Below are 22,462 nucleotides of genomic sequence, written 5' to 3' on the forward strand. Positions count from 1 at the left end.
AAATCATGCCTTGTTTTCATCAAAGAAACTATGGAGGAGTTAGTGCGATTATCGCTGGGTAACGAGATGGACCTGATTCTGGCCCATAAGCGATCCATGAGACTGGCCGAACTCGCCGGTATGTCTTTGGCCGCTCAAACTACCTTTGCCACGGCCGTCTCCGAGGTATCCCGGTACGCGATTGAACAGGGTACCGCGCCAGTACTGACTTTAGGGGTATACCTGCCCCGAACCAGCAGTTTACGGGACCACCAATACCTGGCTGCGGTCATCGAAGATAAAGACTTGCCGGTAGTCAACCCGGTAAACCAGAATCTGCTGTATGCCCGACGGCTGGTAGAGAGTCTGGAGATTACCAACACCGAAACTGGCAGCAAAATCGCCCTGTACTGCGGCCTGCCTGCTTCCCGTAAACTTAACGCCGAGGTGTTCACCTACTGGCGCTCTCAATTCACTACCGACCTGCCGTTATCGGCGTACGATGAGATTAAGCGAAAGAACGAACAGTTGCAGGAACTGGCCCTGCGGCTGCAGGATAGCGAGCAGCATTACAAGCGGGTAACCAATGCGCTGCCGCTTATGATTTTTACCGCCAACCAGGCCGGTCAGCTTATTTATGCCAACGCCTGGGTAACCGAACTTACAGGGCTGGGCATTCAAACACTGAATCAATCAAAATGGAGCCAGGTCATCCACCCCGAAGATTTTGACCACTTCTGGGCATTATGGACCAAAAAAGCCGCCGAAGGTAAGGCGTTCGAGTCGGAGTGCCGGTTAAAAGCTGCGGCTTCGCAGGAATACCGCTGGCATCTGTTTTCGGCCCGCCCGGTGATAAGCGAGGCTGAGAAGGTAACTGCCTGGACGGGTTTTGTGGTTAATATCCACGCTCAGAAAATTGTGAGCCATACCCTGCGGGCGAATGAAGAGCTTACTCTGGCTAAAACTCAGCTGGAACAGTCGCAACGGGAGTTGCAGTCAACGGTAAGCGAGCTGAACCGTAGCAACGCTGAACTGAGCCAGTTTGCCTATGTGGCCTCCCATGATCTGCAGGAGCCTTTACGTAAGATTCAATCCTTTGGTGATATTCTGAAAGACCAGTTCGCCCCGGCTCTGGGCGCTACCGGTGCCGACCTGGTTTCGCGCATGCAGAGTTCTTCCGGCCGGATGCAGACTCTGGTCAAAGATCTGCTTACCTACTCCCGGCTGACGACGCATCAACAGGCGTTTCAACGGGTCGATCTGAATGTTTTGATGGCGGGCGTGTTGAGTGATCTCGAAACCATTGTTCAGGAGAAACACGCTACCATAGAAGTCAGTCCACTCCTAAACATTCAGGGCGATCAGCTACAGCTACGCCAGTTCTTTCAGAATCTGCTGTCCAACGCGATTAAATTCGCCAAACCAGACCTTCCTCCGGTGGTGCAGATCACGGCTAACCGCCTTTCGTCCGTTCAGCTTCCCTCGAATGTGTTGCTCACAGGGTATCCGGCCTACGTGGCTATTTCGGTCGCCGATAATGGTATAGGGTTCGATCAGCAATACGAAGAACGCATCTTCCGGTTGTTTCAACGGCTGCACGGCCGTAGTCAGTACGAAGGAACCGGTATCGGTCTGGCGATCTGTAAAAAAGTAGCCGACAATCATGGCGGGCACATCAGTGCCCGCAGCCGACCGGGTGAAGGAGCCGTTTTCACGGTCTATTTGCCGGCCGGCGACGCGGATTAATCATATCTGGTTAACCCGGCAGCTGAAACGCCATTATGTCTCGACTCCCTTTCTTTAGTTCTCCGCCAGCGGATAGGGCCATACCCCCGATAAAATCAGGTGGGGAGATGGCTCAAAAGAGCTGTCCAGAATACAGCCATGGAAGGCATCAAGGCCGCTGATTTCCTCATTCTGGTCAACGAGGTCGCTGGCATCGATGCAGGCATCCGTCAGTAACCCTTTGAGGTATTGGATCAATTCAACATACCCCTGCTCATAGGTGATCAGCCGGCGTTGAAACTCTTCGCCCTTCAGGCCGGCGTTCTGGATAATCATAACCGGAATAGCCTCAAACCATACCGAAGCCAATCGCCAGATATACCGGTTTTCGAACGAGTGATCTTTATAGTACTTGATCACAACTTTGTTGTTTCCGTCGATGATGGACTTATCTAACTCCAACAAAGCACTTACTTCCGGAATGTGATTGTACAGACAGCCAATCAATACACTCAGGTCATTATCCTCCCGTTCGGGCGTTCGGTTATACAGGTCTATGGGTGTCATCCGAATCGCCCCTCCCTGGCCGGAATGGAGTGGACGGCAGACTGATCGGTATTGGTGTCAATCTCTTTTCGGACCTGAATGGCCGGCACAAAATACCAGCCACGCGGGACGTAGTTCGGCTGAGGGGGTGGTAAATCGCCTGATCACTCTCAATCATGGGCCGGAAAATACGGATCAAAGGGCTGATAATCTTTATTAACTTGGAAATCATTGTCGCTGAAAGTTAAAGGTGAATATTTCCTTCTATGAAAAAGGGCTGGCATCTGCCCTTAAAAACGTCTATTCCTGTTTGTTACGCAACTTACCGGGTATTTGATCTATTCTTCTAAAAAAAGCAGAAAACCAAACGTAATAGACGGAGAGAGGAGTGACAATGAGGTAGTAGCGAAAAAGTGACAATTGTCCGTCGACTGTCGTTTACCCTGGTCGGATTGGATACGCTGGTAAACAGGTGCTAAAAGGTGAAGGCCCAATCCCGGTCAATGTATTTAGTTCTACTCGTACAACTATGTAAATTACAAACTAGTTTATTAATTATAAGGAAAAATGAAAATTTATTTATATATCAATAAAATAGCGTTCCATCCTATGATATCCCGTTCTATGGACTGTATTGATAGCCTGAAATATTTTCGTCATTTACCTTCCGTTCCTGAACCAAACGTCCTTTTACCAGGTATTGGTTTCTACTACTCATAAGACACCAGGCAACCATGAACGGAAACTATCAACGGTTAAGTGACGCTATTGACAGACTGGAGAATCTTTCGATGATCCTGACGATGCCACTGCCTGCCACTAAACACGTGGAGCAATTGCGAGCCGCTATGCCTGGGCTGATCAAAGACTTTAAAGCTGGTTATATAGAGGCAACCGGCGAGGATCCCTGGCAAAACTGGAAGGAAAAGAGTCAGTAGCCCACATTGTTTTTATTGCCGGTTTTACCGGTTAAACGACCGCTTTCCACCAATACCTGAAGCTGCACCGGCTACGAGTACGGTTTTTCCCTATAAGTCCTTGTTCATCAACATTAAAGGTTAATGATATTGATAATACCGCCTGAGCCTTCGGCATTATACCGGGCCGAGGGGCTGGTGATGACTTCCACACTCTTGATCATATCGGCGGGGATCTGCCTGAGGGCGTCGGCGACGCTGGCGGCAACAAAGGTGGATGGCTATCGTTGAATCGGAGCCTCTCACCAGGGTAATAGGAGCAACGCAAAAAAGGATTGGTATTAAAAATGATGATTTATTAATACATAGGACTATGCGTGCTGATCAGTTCTGTAAGGACATTACCCGTTATAGATTAAACCAGCCACAGGATAACCCCTGGTTTATAGTTGAACCTTACCTTTTTGAGAGCCACATTAAAATACTTCTCCGAGCGTAAGCGTAACACCTGAATAGCCCCTGCTAAATCCATAGTTCAGCCCGATATTAGTACCGGCGCGTTTATTCAGTTTGACCCGTATCCCGGCACCGGCACCAGGGTTCCAGTTCAGTAAGTATAAACTGCGGGGACCGCTTACGGTAGTAGCGTTGGCAAAAATGACAAATCCCAATAAGCCGTTATTGGTAATATCACGGCGGTATTCGGCTTCTACGTACAGCAGGTCCCGGCCTCTATACCGGTTTTGGTTAAAACCCCTTCCGGACCGATTGTAATCTTCCCAGCCGAGACTGGGAAGATCCAGGTACGGTACGCCCGTCTTGAAAACCGTCCAAAGGTAGGTCCAGAGCGCCAGCATGTTTTGCTTTTGGAGACTGGGATCAAACCGAATGTATCGGCGAAAATCAAGGTAAACGGCGTGCCATACATGATCATTTCCCAGAAACGTGGGATTTACCCGGTATTGCAAACTGGCGTAATAGCCATCCCACGGGTTAAGGGAGTTCCTGCGGGTGTCGAAAAGCACATTGAGACTAATACCCGATGAAAAGCTGTTTGACCCCTGGGCGGTTCCATACTCATACCGGGTAAAATCCTGTAGACGCGGGCGGAGAGAATCTGTGTGAATATTAATTCTATAATCAAGGTGGTAGCCCACACCGGCGAACAACCCTCGGGAAAGACGTTTTAACGCCTGCTGATACAGACGGATGTAGGAATAGTTCACCAGCAATTTAGTGTCTTCCGGGTATTGGCGGCCTAAGCCCCAGGTGTGTTGGGGATACACCATCAACCGGGTATCACCGCTGATAACCCAGCGGTTTTGACTTAGCCATAGATAAGAGCGAATGGGGAACCCAAACCTTCGTTTAAAATTCCAATAGGGGATAAATGTCACCAGAGACACGTAGGTGTCCTTTCTGTTACCGAGGTAAAAGCTGGCCGTGGTTGAGGTTACCAAAGCCGTTCCTCCTCCGGGAAGCTGCGCCGAAAAAGGTAAAACGGAGAAACTGATCAGTTTGCCCTGGGCGGCTCGGGCCCGTTTGACGCGGACAGGTAACAGTTTTTTTCCAATTTCAATCAGATCCAGTAGTTTACTGGTATCGGCCTGTAGGGTTGAATCTCTTTCCAGGGCACTGCCTGAGCCGGGTATTTGCCCATAAATGACAGTTGTATGGCAAGAAACGCTACCAAGCAGAAAAAATAGGGCCAGTCTGTTCACACTACTTTTTTGATTAACGATAGCCTGCCGGAGAAAATCACCGTTAATGACTCCTGCCAGAACAATCCGTTTGGTTAATCTGCAGGAAGTGCCCAACACATTCAAATGAATCTATTCTTACTCTATAATGTTAATATACGGCTTATACCAGGTATTTTCCTGTCTATCCAGTTGCTCAACTACTTAACCCCATGGTCTACCTCACTTTATTTGCCTGCAAAGACCATGTTCCCCAGCGCGAGTTTATTTACGGCTCACGAGATTTAGATGTAGAAGGGGCTCTTGATTTTGTAACCAGACTGGTGGTCGAAGGGTGGACGGTGCTTTACGTTAGTCTGCGGATCGATGAAGGGATTGATATGGAGCTTCCGGTTGCCGCTTTTGACGAGCAGCTTATGGGCGAACACCTGCGTATGCTACAGGTCCAATGGGAAAAGATACTGAATTTACCGCAGTAAAACCAGGGGATAGTCGTAAAAAAATTGTTCGTAAAGTCTGGTATCGGCAACCGCCTGGATCGTTTCGTCTGCTCTGCGCCGGGACACTACAACCAAAGCACCAGTCGATAAGGTAAGCGTTAGCGACGCCGGCAGGGCTTTGCCAGGGCGGTTTATGTGTACAACATGAGCCGGGTTTATCAGCGTATGTTTGTGGCAACGGATAAAACCCGGTAAGGCACATTCAAACTTATGCAGGGTAGTGGAGGAAGTGTGCCTACGGTTACTGGTAACCACATGACTGTAGTTGCCGTCCCCTTCAATCATTACAATGTGCGCAATCAGGATTTGGGTTAGGCGGTCAATCTGGATAACTGTTGCATCAATTTTCATATTAGAGCAGGGGTAAGGTAATGGTGCTTTCAGAAACGGTAGCACGAGTGTAGTGACTGGGGACAACAGAATACCCGATCCTGATTCGCTTTATGGAGCGGTCATGATAAAGGTAAATACTCAACATGAAGATTGGATGAAGCGGCTAACTCGGCTGGAAGTTCAGCGTAATGGACGTGCCCTGCCCGGCAACTGAATTAACTGTCAGGCCAATGTTGTGAAAAGCAGCAATGGTGCGAATCAATTGCAGGCCGATACCATTTCCTTTACCCGTAGCTTTTGGCGGCCGGCCATATTCCTTCAGGGTTGTAATCTGATCGGCGGTCATGCCGGGGCCGGTGTCCGTGATGGATAGCGTTGCCTGCGTACCGCTCAACGCCTGAGTCAGCGTTAGCCGGCCCTCCCGGCTATTATAACGAATCGCATTTCTGATCAGGTTCGACAGCATTGTGTAGAGTAGCGAATGATTCCCTTCGGACACCAGAATGTCTTCCTTAAAATCCAGATCTACGGATACGTTCTTTAGCGCGATCCGGTCATCCAGATCCTGTAACACCTCCAGCACTACCGACCGGATAGAGACCTGTTCGTCTTTTACATACTGGTGGTTCTCAATTCTGGCCAGTCTCAGTAACTTCTGCACAATGTTGCTTAACTGCAATAAGGTTTGCTGGGATTCTACCAACCGGATCGCTACCTGACTGGGGGTCTGGCTGTTGGTGATGAGGTTATCGAAGCGATTGCGAAGCACGGTAATAGGCGTCAGCAACTCGTGAGAGGCATACGCAGTAAAGGCTTTTTCGCATTCAAACCGGATATTAAGCTGGCGCATTAGGTCATTGATGTGTTGGTTGAGCAACCTCAAATCGGTTGTTGTGGTCGGGAGGGGCGAGTAATCGAAGTAACTGGGATCCTGAATAATCCGGAGTTTGCGGCTTATCAGCATCCGAAGTGGACGGAGGAGGAAATGGGTATACCCCAGGTCAATCAGATAAGCCAGCCCGAGAATTACCGCTGCTCCGGCAATGTATACCCAGGTAAGCGGAGTTGGCCAGAACCCACCGGCGATCCCCACCAACAGGAGCCGGATACCGGTATTGTAGAGTGCCAGCTTCGTAGAAAGTCTCATAAAGGCCCAGTTAAATTGATCCGATACCCTATTCCACGTACGGTTTCCAGCCAGTTAATTGGGGCAAACATGGCCAGCTTCTTCCGCAGGTTCTTAAGATGCACATCGATATAGTTCGAGTTTGACTCATCATCCGACAGATTCCCCCAGATGTGTTCGGCCAGTTGCAGGCGGGTAATTACCCGGTTACGATACAGCAACAGGTAATGCAGCAGATCAAACTCCCGTCTGGTCAGATCGACTACTGCTGTGCCAAAAGAGACAAGTCGTCTGAGCGGGTCCAGCACAAAGCCGGCAAAGGCAATAGTCGGGTCAGTCAAGCCATGTTTCCGGCGGTTGATAGCCAGCATACGCGAGTGGAGTTCCAGTAGCGAGAAAGGCTTGGTCAGGTAGTCATCGGCTCCCAGGTTCAATCCTTTCAGTTTATTGTCCAGCTCACCACTGGCGGTGATAATCAAATAGGAGGTTGTCTGCTGACTGGCTATCGCTTCCTGCAGTAAGTCAAATCCATCGTAGTCGGGCAAACCCAGATCAATCAGCACAAAATCGTAACTGTTCACGTAAAGCAATTCCGACGCCTGTTGTCCCGTATGCGCAATGCTGCACACGAAACTTTCCTGACGCAGAAAGGTAGCCATTTCCAGCGCCATTGAGGGTTCGTCTTCTATAATCAGTACGTTCATGCTGGTAGTTTAATCAGGTCAGGCTCAACGATGGACTGACAGATCCCGGTAACTGGTTTATTATCTTTTTTACATCATAGATCATGGTGCCAGCAGGTTAAGGCATTACCCTTCAGAGCAGACCATTATCAGAATCCGCTTTATCCTTAGCCTGGCTTTGCTTCATTCGCCTGCGCTTTTGATCGTGCTGGCCTTCCGTCGATTCTATTTCTTCCAGGTGCCGGCTCATCATCAGGGAACGTTCTTCACGAACTACAGCGACTCTTGAGTTTACCAGCCTGTTTTCCTGTTGCTGGCGATGATCCAATACATCCCAGCTTTCGATTTCGGCCTTTAGCAGCGCTTTAAAATGGCTGACGTGCTGGCGCTTTAGCTTGAGTTGCTCACGAATTCCGGGTAACTCAGGGGCATATCCAAACATGTGAGCCATAAAAATTAGGGTTTAGTTAAACCAATAATGAACGCACTAACGTAAACTTATATACGGTACCGTTGGGTAGCTTCTTAATAAAAGGTCAAGCCCAGGTTGGCGTTCAGCACACTTCGATTAAGGTGCGCATTCATAACCATGTTCTACAACGAATGGATTATTTTATTTACCCGATACTACTCAGGTTCAGATCGATGGGGTATTTTCTGACGAATGGCAGACTGGCTCAAGTACGTTGGTGTTCGCCGGTAACGTACTTACAGAGGGGTTATTTACTTACTACAGAGAACATAAGAGGCAAGTTCAGCAGCAGGTATTAAAAATAATGACTTATGCCTACATATGAGCGTTCGTGCTCAGGAAATCCATTCTTCGGCCTCATCCTGATGCACTAGGAGTTCTGCCCTCGTCCTGAATAAGGTTTTCTGTCCGGGAGACAATGCCACGTTTACACTAACCCGGGGCATGCCGGCATGATCCCCTAAAGGCTTAATATCATATATGACCTGGCTCATCACCAGCTCGTAATTTTCTGCGCGGAGCCGGACTGCGGAGGTACTCATCAGGCTGCCATCCAGAATTATCTGAATGATTTCTCCCTGAAAATACGATGTTTGCTCTGTAACTTCGTAGGGTTGAGCTATCCAGACTGTATCGCCAACCAAAAAGGGAACTTCTTGAAATTTCAGGGAAATTTTCATAGTCGTACAGTTGAAAGATTGAGATGAAAGCTTTGTTCGAAAAGCGCTGTAGCCGGATTTTTGATGAAGGCTAAATATAAAGCTAACACATCAACATGAAGATTACGTGAGGCTTTAGCCCTTGTTGTAAATAATGTCGCTTCCCTGAATATATAAGAAGGTTTGCAGTACGCTCAGTCGTTTTTCGCTGAATTAACTCAACGCATACAAGCAAACGGTTTAAACAGAAACCAGTTTCAGATAGACTCGACTTCCTGTAAAGACCGCTGTATATGACGGTTTAGATAGATCCGCTGATCGTCTAAAAAGAAAGTCACCTCTCCGGTATGGTCACACCTGAAGAAAACTCCATTTGGAAAATAGCCGACACCCGCATGATGGTAGCAATTCAGCCGGCTGCTAAGCTGCTGATCGGGTTCTTTTGCTGCCGATGCGGGTATACGCTGGCGCAACCAGCTCACCAGCGACGTTATATCCTGAACTTTCCCATGTACGCCCACCTCGTCGGTGAAGTCAATGCGATGGCCCAATTGCTCGGCGTTATTCAGTAAACCGTCCAGCAAAATGACTACCTCGCAGAAAGCCGGTTGCCAGGAGGTATCTCCGGGAGAGGGTTGATTAAAAACAGGCGACTTCAGAATCTGGTGGAGACGCTGCCCGTCGTGAGCCAGCTGAGTCTGGGTGAGAGAAGAAAGTAAAGGGTTCATCTAGTTTTTGGTTAGTTCATACGGCCAAACGCCGGATAACAAGGCGTGAGGGGAGGGTTCAAACGAAGTGTCCAGCATACTGCCGTAAAAGTCATCGAGCCCCCAGATTTCTTCGGTTGGTTCGATTAGCTCTCCGGTGTTTATAAACACATCCGTTAATTTTCCATTCAGGTGTTGGACCAGGTTAAGGTAGAGCTGAGCGTTGGTAATGATTCGGCGCTTAAATTCCTCGCCTTCTAATCCTGCATTCTGGATGATCATTACCGGCTTAGCGTCAAACCAGACCGAGGCCAGTCGCCACCGGTAATGGTTATCAAAAAAGTGGTCTTTGTAATATCTGATGAGCACTTTTTCCTTCACCGCTCTGAGGATTGGATTCTGTTCCGAAAACGTAGTTGCCTCCGGAAGATGATTGTAATAACACCCTACCAGCACACTCAGATCATTATCTTCCCGTTCGGGAATCCGGTTATACAGGTCCAGTGGTGTCATCTCAATCAATCCTTCCTGACGGGTAAGGAAAAAAAGGCTGTTCAATCAGAACAGGTATTAATCGATACGCTGCCGCAGGACGGTAACCAATTCCCGCAGCTCCCGGACCTACCCGGCCAAGGGGCTGGTAAATCGACTGATTACTTTCGATTACGGGCTGAAAGGCCCGGACCAGCTGATTGATTATTTTGACTAAGTTGAATAACATGGTTGTAATGGGTTGACGTGTGAATCTCCACTGGATCAGGCACCTGATCAGACAAGGTGCATCAGGTGATTACTGACAAAGTCATAACCGGGTCAGACCATTTCGGCCATCCGGCTATTTCTGCGTTCTTCAGCGGCCTCTTTTTTGACATGAACTGGCACCAGGCCAGCCATTTCGCCGATAACATTGACTAACTCTGATCCGGATGGAATAACAATTTTCGTATTCGCACTTAAAGAATTCTCCAGTGCTTCCAGTTTGCGGAGCAGTTGCGCATTGCCGGTAAAGTACTCGTCGGCGGCCACATTTACCAGTTTAATGGCTTCGGCTTCCCCTTCGGCATGCAGTACTTTTGCCCGCTTGTATCCTTCGGCTTCTTTGATTTTGGCCCGTTTAACGCCATCCGCCACCGTTTCGGCCGCCGTTGCATAATCGATAGCCGCAATTTTCTCATTCTCAGCTTTGACTACTTTGTTCATAGTCTCCTGCACGTCTTTTGGAGGGTCTATCTCCTTCAGTTCGGTTCGTATGATAACGATGCCCCAGTTAGCCGTCTCGTTTTTCAGGGTACTATGGAGTTCGGCGTTCATTTTACCCCGCTCGCTGTTGGCCGAGCGCAACGTGAGCGTTCCTATAATGTTTCTCAGGGTGCTGCGGGCCAGATTGACTATTTGTATTTTGTAATCATTGACATTGTATTGTGAGCTCTTGACACTCTCCTCGGTTTCAATGACTCTGAAGTAGACCTGAGCGTCTACCCTGGCATTCAGGTTATCGTTGGTGATGATTTCCTGGGGCTGGGCGTCGACCATTTGCTCGGTTGTGTTGACCTTATACATTTTGTCGATAAACGGAATGATCCAGTGAAAGCCCGGACCCGCAAATTTGTTGTATCTGCCAAGCCGCTCAATTAAACCTCTGTGCGTGGGACGTACTATTTTAACGCCCGCCAGAAAGATGCCTATCAGGATGACCAGAAGCAAAACCCATGTCGTTTCCATTTTTATTACGTTAAAAGGATAAATAAAAAACTGGTAAGTTTATAGACAGGGCTGCGGAGTTGGTAAAAACCCCTCCACGAATAAAGGGGTTCTACGCCATTGACCGTTGCTACGCCTTAGAACGTCCAGCCCAGGCTGGCGCTCAGCACCCGTCGTTGCGAACCCGCAAAGCCGATGCTGTTCACGGCCTGAATCGCGTTGGCAAAGCCGTGGTGGTAAGTCAGGTCCAGCAGGACCGGCCCCATATCGAAGCCTAGTTGAGCCAGTCCGTTGACGGTGCCGCTCTTGATCTCCGATTTATTCAGGTTAAATGAGCGGCTGTTGGCGCTGATCCGGTTAGCATATTCAAGACCAGCCTGCAGCCGGACGGCGGAGATACCCCGCAGGGACTGAACCAGTTTGTAGCCTATATATACCGGCACCTGCAGGTATTGGATGTTGATCTGGTCCTGAATGGAGCTGACGCTAGTGCCGTCACCAGCCCGGAAATAATTGGAACTGGAGGCAAAGTACTCGGCACCCAGTTGCCCATAGAGCCGTCCTCCTGCCCGAAACAGAGCGCCAGCCTGGTACCCCAGACGACCTGATAACTGATCGCCATTCAGCGTCTCACCAGCAAAACGGGTGGTGTTCAGGCCGGCGTATATGGCGTAGGCGAAATTATTATAACCTTTACTCTTCTGCTCCCGGCTGGCAGGTCGGGCAGACGCTGCCGTATTGACATCATCCGTGCGGGAAGGTATTGTAGAGATGGTTTCCTGGGGAGCAGGGCGAACCGCTTCATTCGTATGGTTCACCATTGGGGCCGTTACCGTAATTCCGGCGTTCCCGGGTAGGGTGTCACCAGACAGGGAAGATCGGCTGCTTTTTAGAGAATCAGCGGATAAGGTCTGCATACTGCCGGTTGTAGGGGTAGAGGTTGTCTGGCCCCGGGCCAGGCCGGTACTTAGCAGACAAGCTGCCAATAAGGTAAGATGCGCTTTCATAAGCTTGTTATAAACGGAATGGATTAGACAAAATTGGAAAGTAAGTGCGGAGAGAAAGCCAGGGTGGTAATACAGGGCTGTTTACCGGGATTGTAGTCTCCTTACGTAAGGCCAAGTCGGTTACCCGATTTTATAACGGGTTCGAATTGACGGGTGGGCATCCTCTGGCGAATAGTACCCTGGTTTATATACGTTGGTGTATACCGTAGCGTACTATCAGAGGGGTTATATACTTACTACGAAGAAAGTTAGAAACAAGTTCAGTAGTATGTATTAAAAATGAAGATTTGTTAATACATATGAGCGTATGTGCTCAGGACGTCTTACAGGCTCGAACGCACTGTCTATACTAATCCGGTAATGGTATAGACTCCTTCGTCAATGCTGACCTTTAAACTTCTCCCAATCCATTGGTCCAGGTCAATGCCCGGCGTATTATTGGCACCAACCCTGACCCCTTTGTCGAGGATCACATTCTCTCCCCAGAACCTGACAGGAACCCGGCAAATGAACTCATCGGCTGTCCGGGTAAATAAATAATCAAATATGATAGTCATAACCGAGTTGGGTTAAAGGTGGGTAGAGTTAATGTACTTCCGGGCAAAGAGACCAAAAGAATCGTTTACAGCCAACAGCACAATGGCTCATCCGTCAACGGGTGTGAGGTGAGTAAATCTGCAAGGGTCGAATCCGGCAGCTTTCTCAAACGGTGACGAAAGAGTCTGATTTCCAGGCCAGCCGGTGTGCATTAAGGCCTGCGGGAGATAGGACACCAAACCCTCCAGGTAGCTTTCCGGCTTCCGTAAAGTAGGGGTTGAATTCGGCCCACTGCTCTTCTCTGGCTAAAAAGATGTCGACGGTCTGCACCGAATCCTGGAAAAAAGCCGGCTGGGGCCTTCGGAACGGCAGAGCCGCAATTCGATACGATTGGGGCGGACTCCCTGGTTCAGCTCCGCTCATAATGAACCGCTGTCCATAGTGAAACCCCGCTAACGAGCTGACGCTTACCTGAGGTGACAGGGCATGAAAGTGTTGCCGGCCGGGATCGTCGTAAGCAAAAAAATGGATGGAGATAGGCATGACAAAGCGTGTTTAGATGAAACGAACGGGCAAGTCCTGAGTGGAATCCCGCGGCTGGGGCTGGAAGAAGGCTAATGAGGAACCCGGTTCGTTACTATATTCCTCAACGACGAACCTGTGTTGGTCTCAATCCAAACGAAGCTATAGCTGTATAACCCCATTCCGGGGTATTAGTTCAATACCTAAGGTAAAAGCCGGCACTGCCTGCATTTACCACCAAAGCACCCTGTTTATTTGGCCGTAAGGTATTCCACTACTGACTGGCTGTCGGAAAAATAAAGGCGCTCGGTATCGTTGCCCCAGTTTTTGAGATCGACCTCGAAATTGTCTACATACTGAATAGACACATCAAACGAAAGTGGGTTACGGTCAGAAACTCGTTGTAAGTTTTTGGCTCGCCGGAAATGAAGACGAAAGCTCGTCGAGCCGTCGTGGTAGTTTGTTAATGACTGGAAATTGGTGAGGACATAACCACTTTTTGTCGGGGTAGTATATTCCTTTATTTTCCGAAGTTTTCTGGCTAAATCATCCATTGTTTTGCGTTTTGGTGATGATAAACATTCGTTATATAATTTGCAGTTAGGCGGGTATAGTCTTAAAGGGTAATATGGAGAAATGAATAGGTATTCAGGTGACAGGCCTTTATACTTTTTCAAAGACCAGCCGATAATGTTCCATCGTCTCCTGCTGAAAGCACACCCGGTTCGGGCTCACCCGAAAAACGGCAATCAGGTCCTGAAACGCTTTATTGGTCAGCAGGCGGGGGAGCAGCGAGGCATAGAGTGCATATTTTTTCAGGTGAAACGCCCGGAACCGTTTGCGCCACTGCCCGATGGTTTCGATATAGTCGAGCCGGCCGCTGCTCTGCGAAATGAGCTTGAACCGGGGCTGGGCATTGCGGATAACCTGCTCAGGTCCATATGGCAGCCATGAACCGGGGAATTGGGCAATCATCAGCGCCAGCGCATACGAGGGAGAATCTTTTGGTGTCTTCACGCTGATCTCTTCCAGTGGAATCATGTTCTTGCCAAAGACCATCGTCTGCATATAATACCGGCCACCAACGGGCAGGAGGTCAGCCAACTTGCTGAAAAATGTGGCATAAACTTCATCCTGCTGCCCGGCCTTGTACTGCTCAATGGAACAGAAATGCTCCATGCCCCCAATGCAGGTTACCGCGTCGAAGATCCCATAGTCTGCCGGGGTAATCAGGCGGCAGTCTTTCACCTCCACCGTCAGTCCATTTTGCACACAGGCGGCTGCCTGAGCGGTGGACAGAGTTACCCCGCGTCCCTGGGCACCAATCCCCTTGATATACGTTAGAAATGGCCCCCAGCCACAACCCATATCCAGGACTTTAGAACCTTTGGTAATGCCGAGACTTTCGGAGATAAAGCGGTGTTTCTGGCGCTGAGCCTCCTCCAGGGTCAGCGAAAAGTCACCGTTGTACATCGCTCCGCTGTAGTCGCCGGTTTCGCCTACACTCAGGCGAAAAATCTGGTCAATGGTGGAGTAGGTAAACTCCAGGTCTTGTTGAGATGCCATTGGTCATTATGAGTTTAATAGAATGATAGCTGAGATGTGCCAGGAGGACCGGTCTAGGCGGCCCGCCCCATCGTTTTCAGAAGCCGGTAATGCGAGTGAAGCGCCGAGAAAAATGTAGGGTTTTCCAGATAAGGCAGGTCGAAGTCACGAGCTGTTTGTTTAACGATGGCGGTTAGGGCCGGATAATGGATGTGGCACACTTTGGGAAACAGGTGGTGTTCAATCTGGCGATTGAGGCCTCCGCAGAAAAAGGCAGCCACCCTGGAGCGGGGGGCAAAATTCGCGGTGGTGCGTAACTGGTGTGCGGCCCAGGCCTCTTCAATGGCTCCAGCTTCGTTCGGTACAGGAAAAGCGGTACCTTCAACCACGTGAGCCAGCTGAAAGACTAGGCCCAATACTACCCCTTCCGCCATATGCATGGCTAAAAATCCCAGCGCTAGTTGCCACCACGTTATATCAAGCACCAGATACGGCAGTACCAGAAACAGGACGTAATAACCTGCCTTGGTCGCAAACAGGATGATGTATTCCCGGCGGGGGTGAACGGAGTTGTCGGTATGCCCAATCCGTTTTTTAAAGAATTTCAGATAGTCTTTGCGAAAGACCCACATGAGCGATGTCAGCGTATAGAGCAGAAACGCATACCAATGCTGAAAGCGCTGCCACGGCCGCCAGGGCTCATCGGCATCGACACGGATCAGGCCCGGTGCAATCTCGATGTCTTCGTCGTGACCAGGAATATTGGTATAGGTATGATGAACAACATTATGGGTGATTTTCCAGACATAGGGATTCGCCCCCAAGAAGTAAAAACTGGCACTCAACACGTTGTTCACCCACTTTCGGGAAGAAAACGCACCGTGAATGGCATCATGGGACACGTTGAAGCCAATAAAGGCTGCAAACATCCCTAAACCCATGGCCATCAGCAGCATTGCCCACGCGCTGAACTGGCCGGAAAGAATCAGGCTGTAGAGCAGGATGTAAGTGCCAAGAAAGAAGATGGCCTTGGTCCACATCGCCCCGTTTGCATGGGGCGATAAACGCTTTTGTTTGAAATAGGCGTCAACCCGCTGGCGCAGGGTCGCAAAGAAGGACGCCTGTGGCGTGTTGGTGAATTTTAACTTTATCGGCGTTTGCATTGCTTTTGTCAGTTGAAGATCCGGCCGATTTCCTGCAGCAGTCGCAGGATGGGTAATGCCAGCCGGCCTTTAGAGGTTAACGTATACTCGACCCGTGGGGGAATTTCGGCATACACCTTCCGGTCTATGACACCCAACACCACCAGGGCTTTCAATTCCCCCGCCAGCACTTTTTCGCTGATGGAGGGCAGCATTTCAGCCAGTTGGCTGTAGCGCCGGGTCTCTTCCCCCAGTTGCAGGATGAGATACAGACGCCATTTTCCGGATACCACTTCCAGGGCTTTGCTGATCAGAATATAATCCGGCTCAGCGGGTAAATCATGTCGGTTCCCTTGTTTCATCTGATTGACTTCGTGAACATGAACCGATTCCTGTGATCACCCGGCCGGAGCCGTTGTGAAAGCAGAAAAGAGAAAATGATGCGGTGAAAAACCTGCAGGTGTTACGATGCGGTGAAAGCTAATGAAGGGCCAATCAATGGACGATTGTCGCCTATACTATGCCGGATTGGGTACTGTGGTAAGTAGGGATTAAAAGGTGAGGGCCCAATCGCTGCCACTTTTGTAAAGGTTATTTACTTACAACCAGGTAAGTGGCTAACTAGTTTCAGTAAAAACCTAAAATATGAAAATAATTTTATATATTAATATAGTCGCGTTCGATCCTATGAACCAAAGCGTGGCAACGCTGGTATGTTTGGGTAGAGAATCAGGAGAAGTAAATTCGATTCGAGTCCTTACTACTCGTCCGCAGCGTTCCGGTTAAGCTACAGACCTTGATACAGGCTGTTCGTCGAATAATACTTTGCCGGAAGAGGTATCGTAATACGCCGGGAGAACGCCTACTTCACGAGCCAGATAACGGCTTTCCAAATAGCTACTTTGCGCCAGCAGTTCCTTGACTGAATTTCTGGCGTTCAGCCAGGTAATTTGCTGCATGACATTGGCATGGCTGGTGTCGATGCTGGTGCGGGTGTAGACGCTGTTTGTGATTACGCGATTAATTTTTTTCGTGATATGGCCAATATTCCCTTCATGTATCCCGTCGACGGCAGCTTTTATGGCTCCGCAGTTGGAATGACCCATGACAATGACCAGCTTAGCGCCAATTTCTTTGACTGCCAGTTCAACGCTGCCTACGATGTCCGGGTTGATGATGTTACCGGCAATCCGAATGATCAGCAAATCGCCGATGCCCGCATCAAACACCAGCTCGGGTGACGTCCGGGAGTCGATGCAGGCAATAATCACCGCTATTGGGTTTTGCTCCGCCGAGGTGGCGTTTACCTGGTGCGGAAAATACTTGTCATGGTGCTCACCCCTTATAAACCGGTCGTTACCCGCTCTTAAAAAATCGAGAATGCCAGCGGGTGAAAGATTTTGCTGGACGTCCTGGTCCAGTACATTCACAAACTGAACGCTATCGTCTGAAACAAAGTGTACGTAATCGGATAGCTCGTATTTTTCTTTTAAGCCAATGATATTTAATTGAATAGCGCGTTGGGGCGCTACCGCTGTTTTAAAATCATCGATCACCTCCAGCACATCGCCATCGATAAAACTGGAGCGGGTTGCATTGATAACGACTTTCGAACCGGGAGGAATACTCCACAAGGTATCTTTCACCGATGCTTTGTTTAAAAACGACACCTCATCGGATAAGTCGATCTTTATCACTTCCCCAATATGCAGAGTAGCCGTATTTAGTTTGAAGGGATTGCGATAATTACTGCGCAACAGGTAAAAAATGCTGACCGCGAACCCTATCAGGATTCCGATCAGTAGGTCAGTAAAAACAATAGCCACAATGGTGACCAGGAAAGGAATGAATTGGCGCAGGCCTTTTCGGTACATCTCCTTAAACACAGCAACTTTGGTTAGTTTGTAGCCTGTTAGTAACAGGATAGCGGCTAACGACGCCAACGGAATCAGGTTCAGCAATTGGCTCAGCATCAGCACACTGACCAGCATGAATACACCATGCAAAATGGCGGAAAGCTTGGTAGCGTTTCCTGCCTGAATATTTACCGAACTCCGAACCACAACCGATGTTATCGGAATGCCGCCGAATAAACCCGCAACCATATTGCCTATACCCTGAGCGACCAATTCCCGGTTGGGAGGAGATTCCCGTTTCAAAGGGTCCAGGTTGTCTACAGCCTCGATGTTGAGCAACGTTTCCAGGGAAGCGACGGCGGCAATAGTAGCGCCCACAAGCCAGACCTGGTAGTTACCCAAAGAGGCAAGCGCCGGCCAGTAGAAATAAGCGGCAAGATTGCTGGTATCAATGGGGGGCAGATTCACCATCTGCAAAGTTCCCACACATAAATAAGGTATATAGTTGCAAAAGAACTGATCCAACCCCACGCCTAGCATGACAACGAATAAGGATGAGGGAATGTATTTGAATTTCTTTAACGGTGTTTTGTCCCACAGCAATAATACCACCAGAGAGACAATACTGATTACGACGGCTCCTGGTGTGATAAATTCCCACATTTTAATGAGCACAGAGAAGGTATTTTCACCATCAGGCTGTATAAACGAAAAGTCATCCTGTGGGTCCTTATCATAACCAAAAGCGTGCGGTATTTGCTTAAGGATCAATATAATACCAATTGCTGCCAGTAATCCTTTAATGACATTGGTAGGAATGTAGTTAGCCACAAAGCCTGCTTTTAGCAAGCCCATAATAAGCTGGAGACCTCCCGCAATCAGCACGGCGGTCAGAAATACCTCAAAATTGTTTAGCTGGAGAATGGCCGACAAGACTACGGCCGATAATCCGGCTGCAGGTCCACTCACACTCGTTTGCGAACTGCTTAGCGAACCGACTATGATACCTCCTATAATTCCGGATATTACGCCTGACAATAATGGCGCACCGGAAGCCAGTGCTACGCCTAAACAGAGCGGCAGTGCCACTAAGAACACGACTATGCTGGCCGGAATATCTTTTGATAATTGTAAACTTGTCATGTAACGATAAAATGAATTCAGGCGCACAGGATTTTACTGCACCCATGGAACGTTTCTGATTTATATCAGACCGGTATATGCTGGTTTCCTGCGGATAACATTACGGCTTATTAGCGCCAGCGAGGTATTCATTGAAGCTTTATCTAGAACGGCAAATACAGGAATGAGAAAGAAAATCTGCCGGACCGGAAAAAAAACAGATGTGTAATCAGGTTTGTAAACCTTCTTCGACAACGCACCTGAGCTGTCTCAATTCAAATTATACGGTGATGTCCGCATATAGTTGTCCTTGTACAACACCGTATTAAGGTATTAGTTTAAATACCGGTAGCCGGCTCATTGAGGAGAAGTGCTCGCTGAGGAGAAAGTTAGTTACTTTGAAACTCTTTTGTCGTAAATGGCGGTTGGGTCAGCAGGTATGCTGAGTTTTCGTCACCAAGCAGAACAGCCCGGCGGAGGTCGTTTTCGGCCTGGGGCATCTGACGGAGTTTAAGCCGGGAAATAGCCCGCCAACGGTAGGCATCGGGCTTTTCGTCGCGGAAGTACCAGACAGCCTTATCAAACTCCCGGAAAGCATCGGTATATTGGTCAACCTTATAAAAGGCTATGCCCCGGTCGAGGTAACAGTCCGCCTGTGTATTATCAATGCTGATAGACTGGGTGAAGTCGTAAATAGCGGAGTAAAAATTCTCCTGCTCCAGCTGGCATTTACCCCGATAGGCATACGCCACGGCTGATTTGGGATACTGCTTTACCGCATCATTAAAATACGTGAATGCATCGGTGAAGTTGCGGGCCTGTACGAGCCGGATACCCCGTTGAAATCGCTTACGGTCCTTATCAGAAGGCGTATCATGGTCAGTAATGAAATACCGGATGGCCAGGTAGATCGTAAATAACAGCACCAACAGCGAAACTTCCATAACTCGGTGTGGCTTCTTTTTAAAGGCTTACTAAGTTACAAACTGCCTCAGGTTTAGACAAACCTGACTGTCAAATTAATTGCTCCCGAACGGCTTTGGGGAGGCTTTTTCTGACTAATGCATACGAATCGTCGATCCACTCCCGCAGCAGGCTCCCTTTTACACGTCCATCCGCTACTACGGTATTCCAGTGGGTTTTATTCATGTGATAACCCGGCCGTACAGCCTCAAATTCCTCTCGAAGCTGTACGGCTTTTTCAGGGTCACATTTAAGATTTATATGCAACGGCTGGTTGTCGAGACCGGCTAAGGCAAATACCTTACCACCGACTTTGAACACCAGCGTTTCTTCACCAAACGGAAACGATTCGGTTACGCCTGGTTTACTCAGGCAGTACTCACGCAGCGTTTCAATATTCATCTGATTAAATATGTCTGATGATGTATACCAGTATGGCAATCAGAAACATAACGATGGAGATCCGGTTAATACCATGCATCATCCGCAAGTTTACGCTGGTGGGGTGATTTGGATCCGGCTTGCGGAAAACACGAATAAAATACCGAAACACCTCACCCAGTTTGAAATATCCTGCAATCCGGCTCATTTTGAAAGATTGTTTACGTGATACGAAATTAGGTTGGCTGAATTAGTCAAGGGTTTGTTGAAAAACATTGTTTTGCCTTAGCCCTGAATTTTAAGCTGAATACTTAGCCGGCGCGTTCAAGGCTTTCCGGTTCAAGCCACCGGCCGTCTTCCCGAATCAATCCGATGAGTTCGTCGACGGCCCGATCTGCGGCTACGGATTTCTTTACGACCTGCTGACCCCGGTACAGCGCGATCTTGTCCCGCCCGATGCCTACGTATCCGTAATCGGCATCCGCCATTTCGCCGGGGCCGTTGACAATGCAACCCATGATACCAATTTTGACTCCTTTCAGGTGGTCTGTCCGTTTCCGGATCATCGCGGTGGTTTCCTGTAGGTCGAAAAGAGTCCGGCCGCAGGAAGGGCAGGAGATATACTCGGTCTTTGTGATGCGGGTACGGGCGGCCTGCAAAATGCCAAACGCCAGCGCATTGAGCCGCGACAGGGCCGCCGGTTCGTTTGCTTCCGAAGCCGAAAGCATGACGCCATCGCCCAGACCGTCGACAAGCAGCCCCCCCAGGTCCGTCGCTGCATACAGTGGCAGATCTTCTGCCGGAACCCCCGGGTAACTTTGCTGCACCACGACCGGAGCGGTAATTCCCTGATTGATTAACTCAACAAACAGTCGGCGTAGTTCCGGCATCGCGTGTGAATTATCCGTGTGTGCCAGCAGCACAACCGTTGAATCAGAACGAAGGCGATGTAGCAACCCGGTGGTCAGGTCAGCCAGGGCGACACGTACAAAATTCAGGCTAGTATGCAACGGAACGCCCTCGCCGACTGCCTGTAGATACTGGCTCGCCTGGAGCAAAGGAGAGGTATTGGGCTGATCCGCATGCGTCCGCCACACCGGGTAATCAAGCACTTCTTTCAGGCCGTTGGGGAGCATGAAACCGGCAGGCCGGGATCCGGTGTAGAGGTAATCGGCCCCGAGATCATTCATGCGCCACTTATCCGGCAGGGGCAGGTAAAAATGACCAATCGGCTTCAGTACCTCATGCCCCGTTACGGGTACCTGACTGAAATCGGCAATAACGCGGGGAACGTTGCTGCCGCCGAAGTTTACTACCTCATGCGTTGTCCGCCGGTGGTACTGAAACGGGTCAATCGGGTAATTTGTTACCGGGGGAATAAACGCGTGGCTGGGCCGGTTGGTATACCGGTCAATCAGCGCTCTGGCTACGGGGGCTTCCCGTTCGGGTTCTTCCGTCAGCGACACCCGAACGGTGTCGCCAATCCCGTCTTCCAGCAGCGTTCCAATACCCACCGCCGATTTAATGCGCCCATCTTCGGCTTCACCGGCTTCGGTAACGCCCAGATGAAGCGGGTACGGCTTCAGGCCTTCTTCGTCGAGCCGCTGCACCAGAAGTCGATAGGCTTGCACCATCACCTGCGGATTGCTCGACTTCATCGACAACACGATGTTGTAGTATTGCTCATCCTCGCAAATCCGCAGAAACTCTAAAGCCGACTCCACCATACCCACCGGGGTATCGCCGTAGCGGCTCAGAATGCGGTCAGAGAGGGAGCCGTGGTTGGTCCCGATCCGCATCGCCGTACCGTATTCTTTGCAAATACGCACCAGCGGCAGAAATTTATCGCGGATGCGCTCCAGCTCGGCTGCGTATGAGGCATCGGTATAGTCAATATGCTCAAACCGCTTGCGATCGGCGTAGTTACCGGGATTGATACGTACCTTTTCAACGATACGGGCAGCCAGTTCGGCGGCATTCGGGGTAAAGTGAATATCGGCAATCAAGGGCGTTGTATACCCCCGTGCCCGCAGTTCTTTCCGAATGTTATCCAGATTTTGAGCTTCTTTTACACTGGGAGCCGTTATGCGGACGTACTCACAGCCTGCCTCGATCATCCGGATCGTTTGCTCAACCGAGCCGGCTGTGTCCATGGTATCCACCGTAGTCATGGATTGAACCCGGATTGGAAACTCCGAACCCAGCGGAACCCCATCTATGTTGACGGTAATGGTTTTTCGTCGGGTGTATTCGGTCAGGGAAGGCGTATAGAGAACTGGTTTTCCGGACAAGGTGGTCGCGGTGGGAGTCGTCTGAACAGAATCAAGCATACGGTTGTC

The 22,462-nt window shown here is 49.5% G+C and carries 25 protein-coding genes; 3 read left to right on the forward strand and 22 right to left on the reverse strand.

The annotated features are described in order from the left end of the window. Positions 1 to 30: 30 nt before the first annotated feature. A complete protein-coding gene (locus ABD949_RS05470) occupies positions 31 to 1,725 on the forward strand; it encodes a sensor histidine kinase (protein WP_345241400.1) in 1,695 nt (564 codons plus the stop codon). Between the two features lie 54 nt (positions 1,726 to 1,779). Here the strand turns inward: ABD949_RS05470 and ABD949_RS05475 are convergent, their stop codons facing one another. Further along, on the reverse strand, positions 1,780 to 2,271 hold the full coding sequence (locus ABD949_RS05475) for a hypothetical protein (RefSeq protein ID WP_345241402.1): 492 nt from the start codon (positions 2,269 to 2,271) through the stop codon (positions 1,780 to 1,782). A gap of 713 nt (positions 2,272 to 2,984) precedes the next feature. On the opposite strand from ABD949_RS05475, the gene ABD949_RS05480 reads away from it, so the two are divergent. After that, complete coding sequence (locus ABD949_RS05480) at positions 2,985 to 3,188, forward strand: hypothetical protein (protein WP_345241403.1); 204 nt, start codon at positions 2,985 to 2,987, stop codon at positions 3,186 to 3,188. A gap of 455 nt (positions 3,189 to 3,643) precedes the next feature. On the opposite strand, the gene ABD949_RS05485 is transcribed toward ABD949_RS05480, so the two are convergent. Next, a complete protein-coding gene (locus ABD949_RS05485; protein ID WP_345241404.1) occupies positions 3,644 to 4,888 on the reverse strand; it encodes a BamA/TamA family outer membrane protein in 1,245 nt (414 codons plus the stop codon). Positions 4,889 to 5,079: 191 nt separating this feature from the next. On the opposite strand from ABD949_RS05485, the gene ABD949_RS05490 reads away from it, so the two are divergent. Next, positions 5,080 to 5,346, forward strand: a complete 267-nt coding sequence (locus ABD949_RS05490) for a hypothetical protein (RefSeq protein WP_345241406.1) — start codon at positions 5,080 to 5,082, stop codon at positions 5,344 to 5,346. On the opposite strand, the gene ABD949_RS05495 is transcribed toward ABD949_RS05490, so the two are convergent. The 20 genes from ABD949_RS05495 to ispG all read right to left on the reverse strand — a co-directional run bounded on the left by ABD949_RS05495 (position 5,335) and on the right by ispG (position 22,453). Next, positions 5,335 to 5,718 (reverse strand): LytTR family DNA-binding domain-containing protein, encoded by a 384-nt coding sequence (locus ABD949_RS05495; protein ID WP_345241408.1) that lies wholly within the window; start codon positions 5,716 to 5,718, stop codon positions 5,335 to 5,337. The genes ABD949_RS05490 and ABD949_RS05495 overlap by 12 nt on opposite strands. A 145-nt stretch (positions 5,719 to 5,863) precedes the next feature. Then, entirely contained in the window at positions 5,864 to 6,847 is a 984-nt protein-coding gene (locus ABD949_RS05500; RefSeq protein ID WP_345241410.1) for a sensor histidine kinase, read from the reverse strand. Further along, complete coding sequence (locus ABD949_RS05505) at positions 6,844 to 7,530, reverse strand: response regulator transcription factor (RefSeq protein WP_345241411.1); 687 nt, start codon at positions 7,528 to 7,530, stop codon at positions 6,844 to 6,846. Before ABD949_RS05505 ends, ABD949_RS05500 begins: the two co-directional genes overlap by 4 nt. A gap of 112 nt (positions 7,531 to 7,642) precedes the next feature. After that, positions 7,643 to 7,960 (reverse strand): hypothetical protein, encoded by a 318-nt coding sequence (locus tag ABD949_RS05510; protein ID WP_345241413.1) that lies wholly within the window; start codon positions 7,958 to 7,960, stop codon positions 7,643 to 7,645. 356 nt (positions 7,961 to 8,316) lie between these two features. Continuing rightward, positions 8,317 to 8,661, reverse strand: coding sequence for a hypothetical protein (locus tag ABD949_RS05515; protein ID WP_345241415.1), 345 nt, complete (start codon positions 8,659 to 8,661; stop codon positions 8,317 to 8,319). A 236-nt stretch (positions 8,662 to 8,897) separates the two neighbouring features. Next, positions 8,898 to 9,368, reverse strand: coding sequence for a hypothetical protein (locus ABD949_RS05520; protein WP_345241417.1), 471 nt, complete (start codon positions 9,366 to 9,368; stop codon positions 8,898 to 8,900). Then, positions 9,369 to 9,905, reverse strand: a complete 537-nt coding sequence (locus ABD949_RS05525; protein WP_345241418.1) for a hypothetical protein — start codon at positions 9,903 to 9,905, stop codon at positions 9,369 to 9,371. It lies immediately after the preceding gene. Positions 9,906 to 10,160: 255 nt separating this feature from the next. Next, positions 10,161 to 11,069, reverse strand: coding sequence for an SPFH domain-containing protein (locus tag ABD949_RS05530; protein ID WP_345241420.1), 909 nt, complete (start codon positions 11,067 to 11,069; stop codon positions 10,161 to 10,163). 116 nt (positions 11,070 to 11,185) lie between these two features. Continuing rightward, positions 11,186 to 12,055, reverse strand: coding sequence for a porin family protein (locus ABD949_RS05535; protein ID WP_345241422.1), 870 nt, complete (start codon positions 12,053 to 12,055; stop codon positions 11,186 to 11,188). 344 nt (positions 12,056 to 12,399) lie between these two features. Beyond that, positions 12,400 to 12,612 carry a hypothetical protein gene (locus ABD949_RS05540; protein WP_345241424.1) on the reverse strand — a complete coding sequence of 71 codons (213 nt, stop codon included), beginning with the start codon at positions 12,610 to 12,612 and terminating at the stop codon, positions 12,400 to 12,402. Positions 12,613 to 12,757: 145 nt separating this feature from the next. Continuing rightward, positions 12,758 to 13,135, reverse strand: coding sequence for a hypothetical protein (locus tag ABD949_RS05545; protein ID WP_345241426.1), 378 nt, complete (start codon positions 13,133 to 13,135; stop codon positions 12,758 to 12,760). A 230-nt stretch (positions 13,136 to 13,365) separates the two neighbouring features. Next, positions 13,366 to 13,668, reverse strand: coding sequence for a hypothetical protein (locus ABD949_RS05550; protein WP_345241428.1), 303 nt, complete (start codon positions 13,666 to 13,668; stop codon positions 13,366 to 13,368). 109 nt (positions 13,669 to 13,777) lie between these two features. Next, positions 13,778 to 14,680: an SAM-dependent methyltransferase gene (locus ABD949_RS05555; protein WP_345241430.1), complete on the reverse strand. Its 903-nt coding sequence runs from the start codon at positions 14,678 to 14,680 to the stop codon at positions 13,778 to 13,780. 53 nt (positions 14,681 to 14,733) lie between these two features. Then, complete coding sequence (locus tag ABD949_RS05560) at positions 14,734 to 15,822, reverse strand: fatty acid desaturase family protein (protein WP_345241432.1); 1,089 nt, start codon at positions 15,820 to 15,822, stop codon at positions 14,734 to 14,736. 8 nt (positions 15,823 to 15,830) lie between these two features. Continuing rightward, on the reverse strand, positions 15,831 to 16,163 hold the full coding sequence (locus ABD949_RS05565) for a winged helix-turn-helix transcriptional regulator (protein WP_345241434.1): 333 nt from the start codon (positions 16,161 to 16,163) through the stop codon (positions 15,831 to 15,833). 420 nt (positions 16,164 to 16,583) lie between these two features. Next, positions 16,584 to 18,800 carry a bifunctional SulP family inorganic anion transporter/carbonic anhydrase gene (locus tag ABD949_RS05570; protein WP_345241436.1) on the reverse strand — a complete coding sequence of 739 codons (2,217 nt, stop codon included), beginning with the start codon at positions 18,798 to 18,800 and terminating at the stop codon, positions 16,584 to 16,586. Between the two features lie 368 nt (positions 18,801 to 19,168). After that, positions 19,169 to 19,723, reverse strand: coding sequence for a tetratricopeptide repeat protein (locus tag ABD949_RS05575; RefSeq protein ID WP_345241438.1), 555 nt, complete (start codon positions 19,721 to 19,723; stop codon positions 19,169 to 19,171). Positions 19,724 to 19,793: 70 nt separating this feature from the next. Then, positions 19,794 to 20,144, reverse strand: coding sequence for an MmcQ/YjbR family DNA-binding protein (locus ABD949_RS05580; protein WP_345241440.1), 351 nt, complete (start codon positions 20,142 to 20,144; stop codon positions 19,794 to 19,796). 4 nt (positions 20,145 to 20,148) lie between these two features. Continuing rightward, a complete protein-coding gene (locus tag ABD949_RS05585) occupies positions 20,149 to 20,331 on the reverse strand; it encodes a DUF6728 family protein (RefSeq protein ID WP_345241442.1) in 183 nt (60 codons plus the stop codon). A 103-nt stretch (positions 20,332 to 20,434) separates the two neighbouring features. Then, positions 20,435 to 22,453 carry a (E)-4-hydroxy-3-methylbut-2-enyl-diphosphate synthase gene (gene ispG, locus ABD949_RS05590; RefSeq protein ID WP_345241444.1) on the reverse strand — a complete coding sequence of 673 codons (2,019 nt, stop codon included), beginning with the start codon at positions 22,451 to 22,453 and terminating at the stop codon, positions 20,435 to 20,437. Positions 22,454 to 22,462 lie beyond the last annotated feature (9 nt).

Origin of the sequence: Nibrella saemangeumensis (genome assembly GCF_039541915.1) — a bacterium.
GTDB lineage: Bacteria > Bacteroidota > Bacteroidia > Cytophagales > Spirosomataceae > Nibrella > Nibrella saemangeumensis.

Coding starts and splice junctions, on each gene's coding strand:
- ABD949_RS05510 (WP_345241413.1), bottom strand. CDS start 7,960: ATGGCTCACATGTTTGGATATGCCCCTGAGTTACCCGGAATTCGTGAG.
- ABD949_RS05535 (WP_345241422.1), bottom strand. CDS start 12,055: ATGAAAGCGCATCTTACCTTATTGGCAGCTTGTCTGCTAAGTACCGGC.
- ABD949_RS05530 (WP_345241420.1), bottom strand. CDS start 11,069: ATGGAAACGACATGGGTTTTGCTTCTGGTCATCCTGATAGGCATCTTT.
- ABD949_RS05520 (WP_345241417.1), bottom strand. CDS start 9,368: ATGAACCCTTTACTTTCTTCTCTCACCCAGACTCAGCTGGCTCACGAC.
- ABD949_RS05505 (WP_345241411.1), bottom strand. CDS start 7,530: ATGAACGTACTGATTATAGAAGACGAACCCTCAATGGCGCTGGAAATG.
- ABD949_RS05545 (WP_345241426.1), bottom strand. CDS start 13,135: ATGCCTATCTCCATCCATTTTTTTGCTTACGACGATCCCGGCCGGCAA.
- ABD949_RS05560 (WP_345241432.1), bottom strand. CDS start 15,822: ATGCAAACGCCGATAAAGTTAAAATTCACCAACACGCCACAGGCGTCC.
- ABD949_RS05580 (WP_345241440.1), bottom strand. CDS start 20,144: ATGAATATTGAAACGCTGCGTGAGTACTGCCTGAGTAAACCAGGCGTA.
- ABD949_RS05480 (WP_345241403.1), top strand. CDS start 2,985: ATGAACGGAAACTATCAACGGTTAAGTGACGCTATTGACAGACTGGAG.
- ABD949_RS05540 (WP_345241424.1), bottom strand. CDS start 12,612: ATGACTATCATATTTGATTATTTATTTACCCGGACAGCCGATGAGTTC.
- ABD949_RS05500 (WP_345241410.1), bottom strand. CDS start 6,847: ATGAGACTTTCTACGAAGCTGGCACTCTACAATACCGGTATCCGGCTC.
- ABD949_RS05555 (WP_345241430.1), bottom strand. CDS start 14,680: ATGGCATCTCAACAAGACCTGGAGTTTACCTACTCCACCATTGACCAG.
- ABD949_RS05515 (WP_345241415.1), bottom strand. CDS start 8,661: ATGAAAATTTCCCTGAAATTTCAAGAAGTTCCCTTTTTGGTTGGCGAT.
- ABD949_RS05575 (WP_345241438.1), bottom strand. CDS start 19,723: ATGGAAGTTTCGCTGTTGGTGCTGTTATTTACGATCTACCTGGCCATC.
- ABD949_RS05565 (WP_345241434.1), bottom strand. CDS start 16,163: ATGAAACAAGGGAACCGACATGATTTACCCGCTGAGCCGGATTATATT.
- ABD949_RS05490 (WP_345241406.1), top strand. CDS start 5,080: ATGGTCTACCTCACTTTATTTGCCTGCAAAGACCATGTTCCCCAGCGC.
- ABD949_RS05570 (WP_345241436.1), bottom strand. CDS start 18,800: ATGACAAGTTTACAATTATCAAAAGATATTCCGGCCAGCATAGTCGTG.
- ABD949_RS05585 (WP_345241442.1), bottom strand. CDS start 20,331: ATGAGCCGGATTGCAGGATATTTCAAACTGGGTGAGGTGTTTCGGTAT.
- ispG (WP_345241444.1), bottom strand. CDS start 22,453: ATGCTTGATTCTGTTCAGACGACTCCCACCGCGACCACCTTGTCCGGA.
- ABD949_RS05495 (WP_345241408.1), bottom strand. CDS start 5,718: ATGAAAATTGATGCAACAGTTATCCAGATTGACCGCCTAACCCAAATC.
- ABD949_RS05550 (WP_345241428.1), bottom strand. CDS start 13,668: ATGGATGATTTAGCCAGAAAACTTCGGAAAATAAAGGAATATACTACC.
- ABD949_RS05475 (WP_345241402.1), bottom strand. CDS start 2,271: ATGACACCCATAGACCTGTATAACCGAACGCCCGAACGGGAGGATAAT.
- ABD949_RS05470 (WP_345241400.1), top strand. CDS start 31: ATGGAGGAGTTAGTGCGATTATCGCTGGGTAACGAGATGGACCTGATT.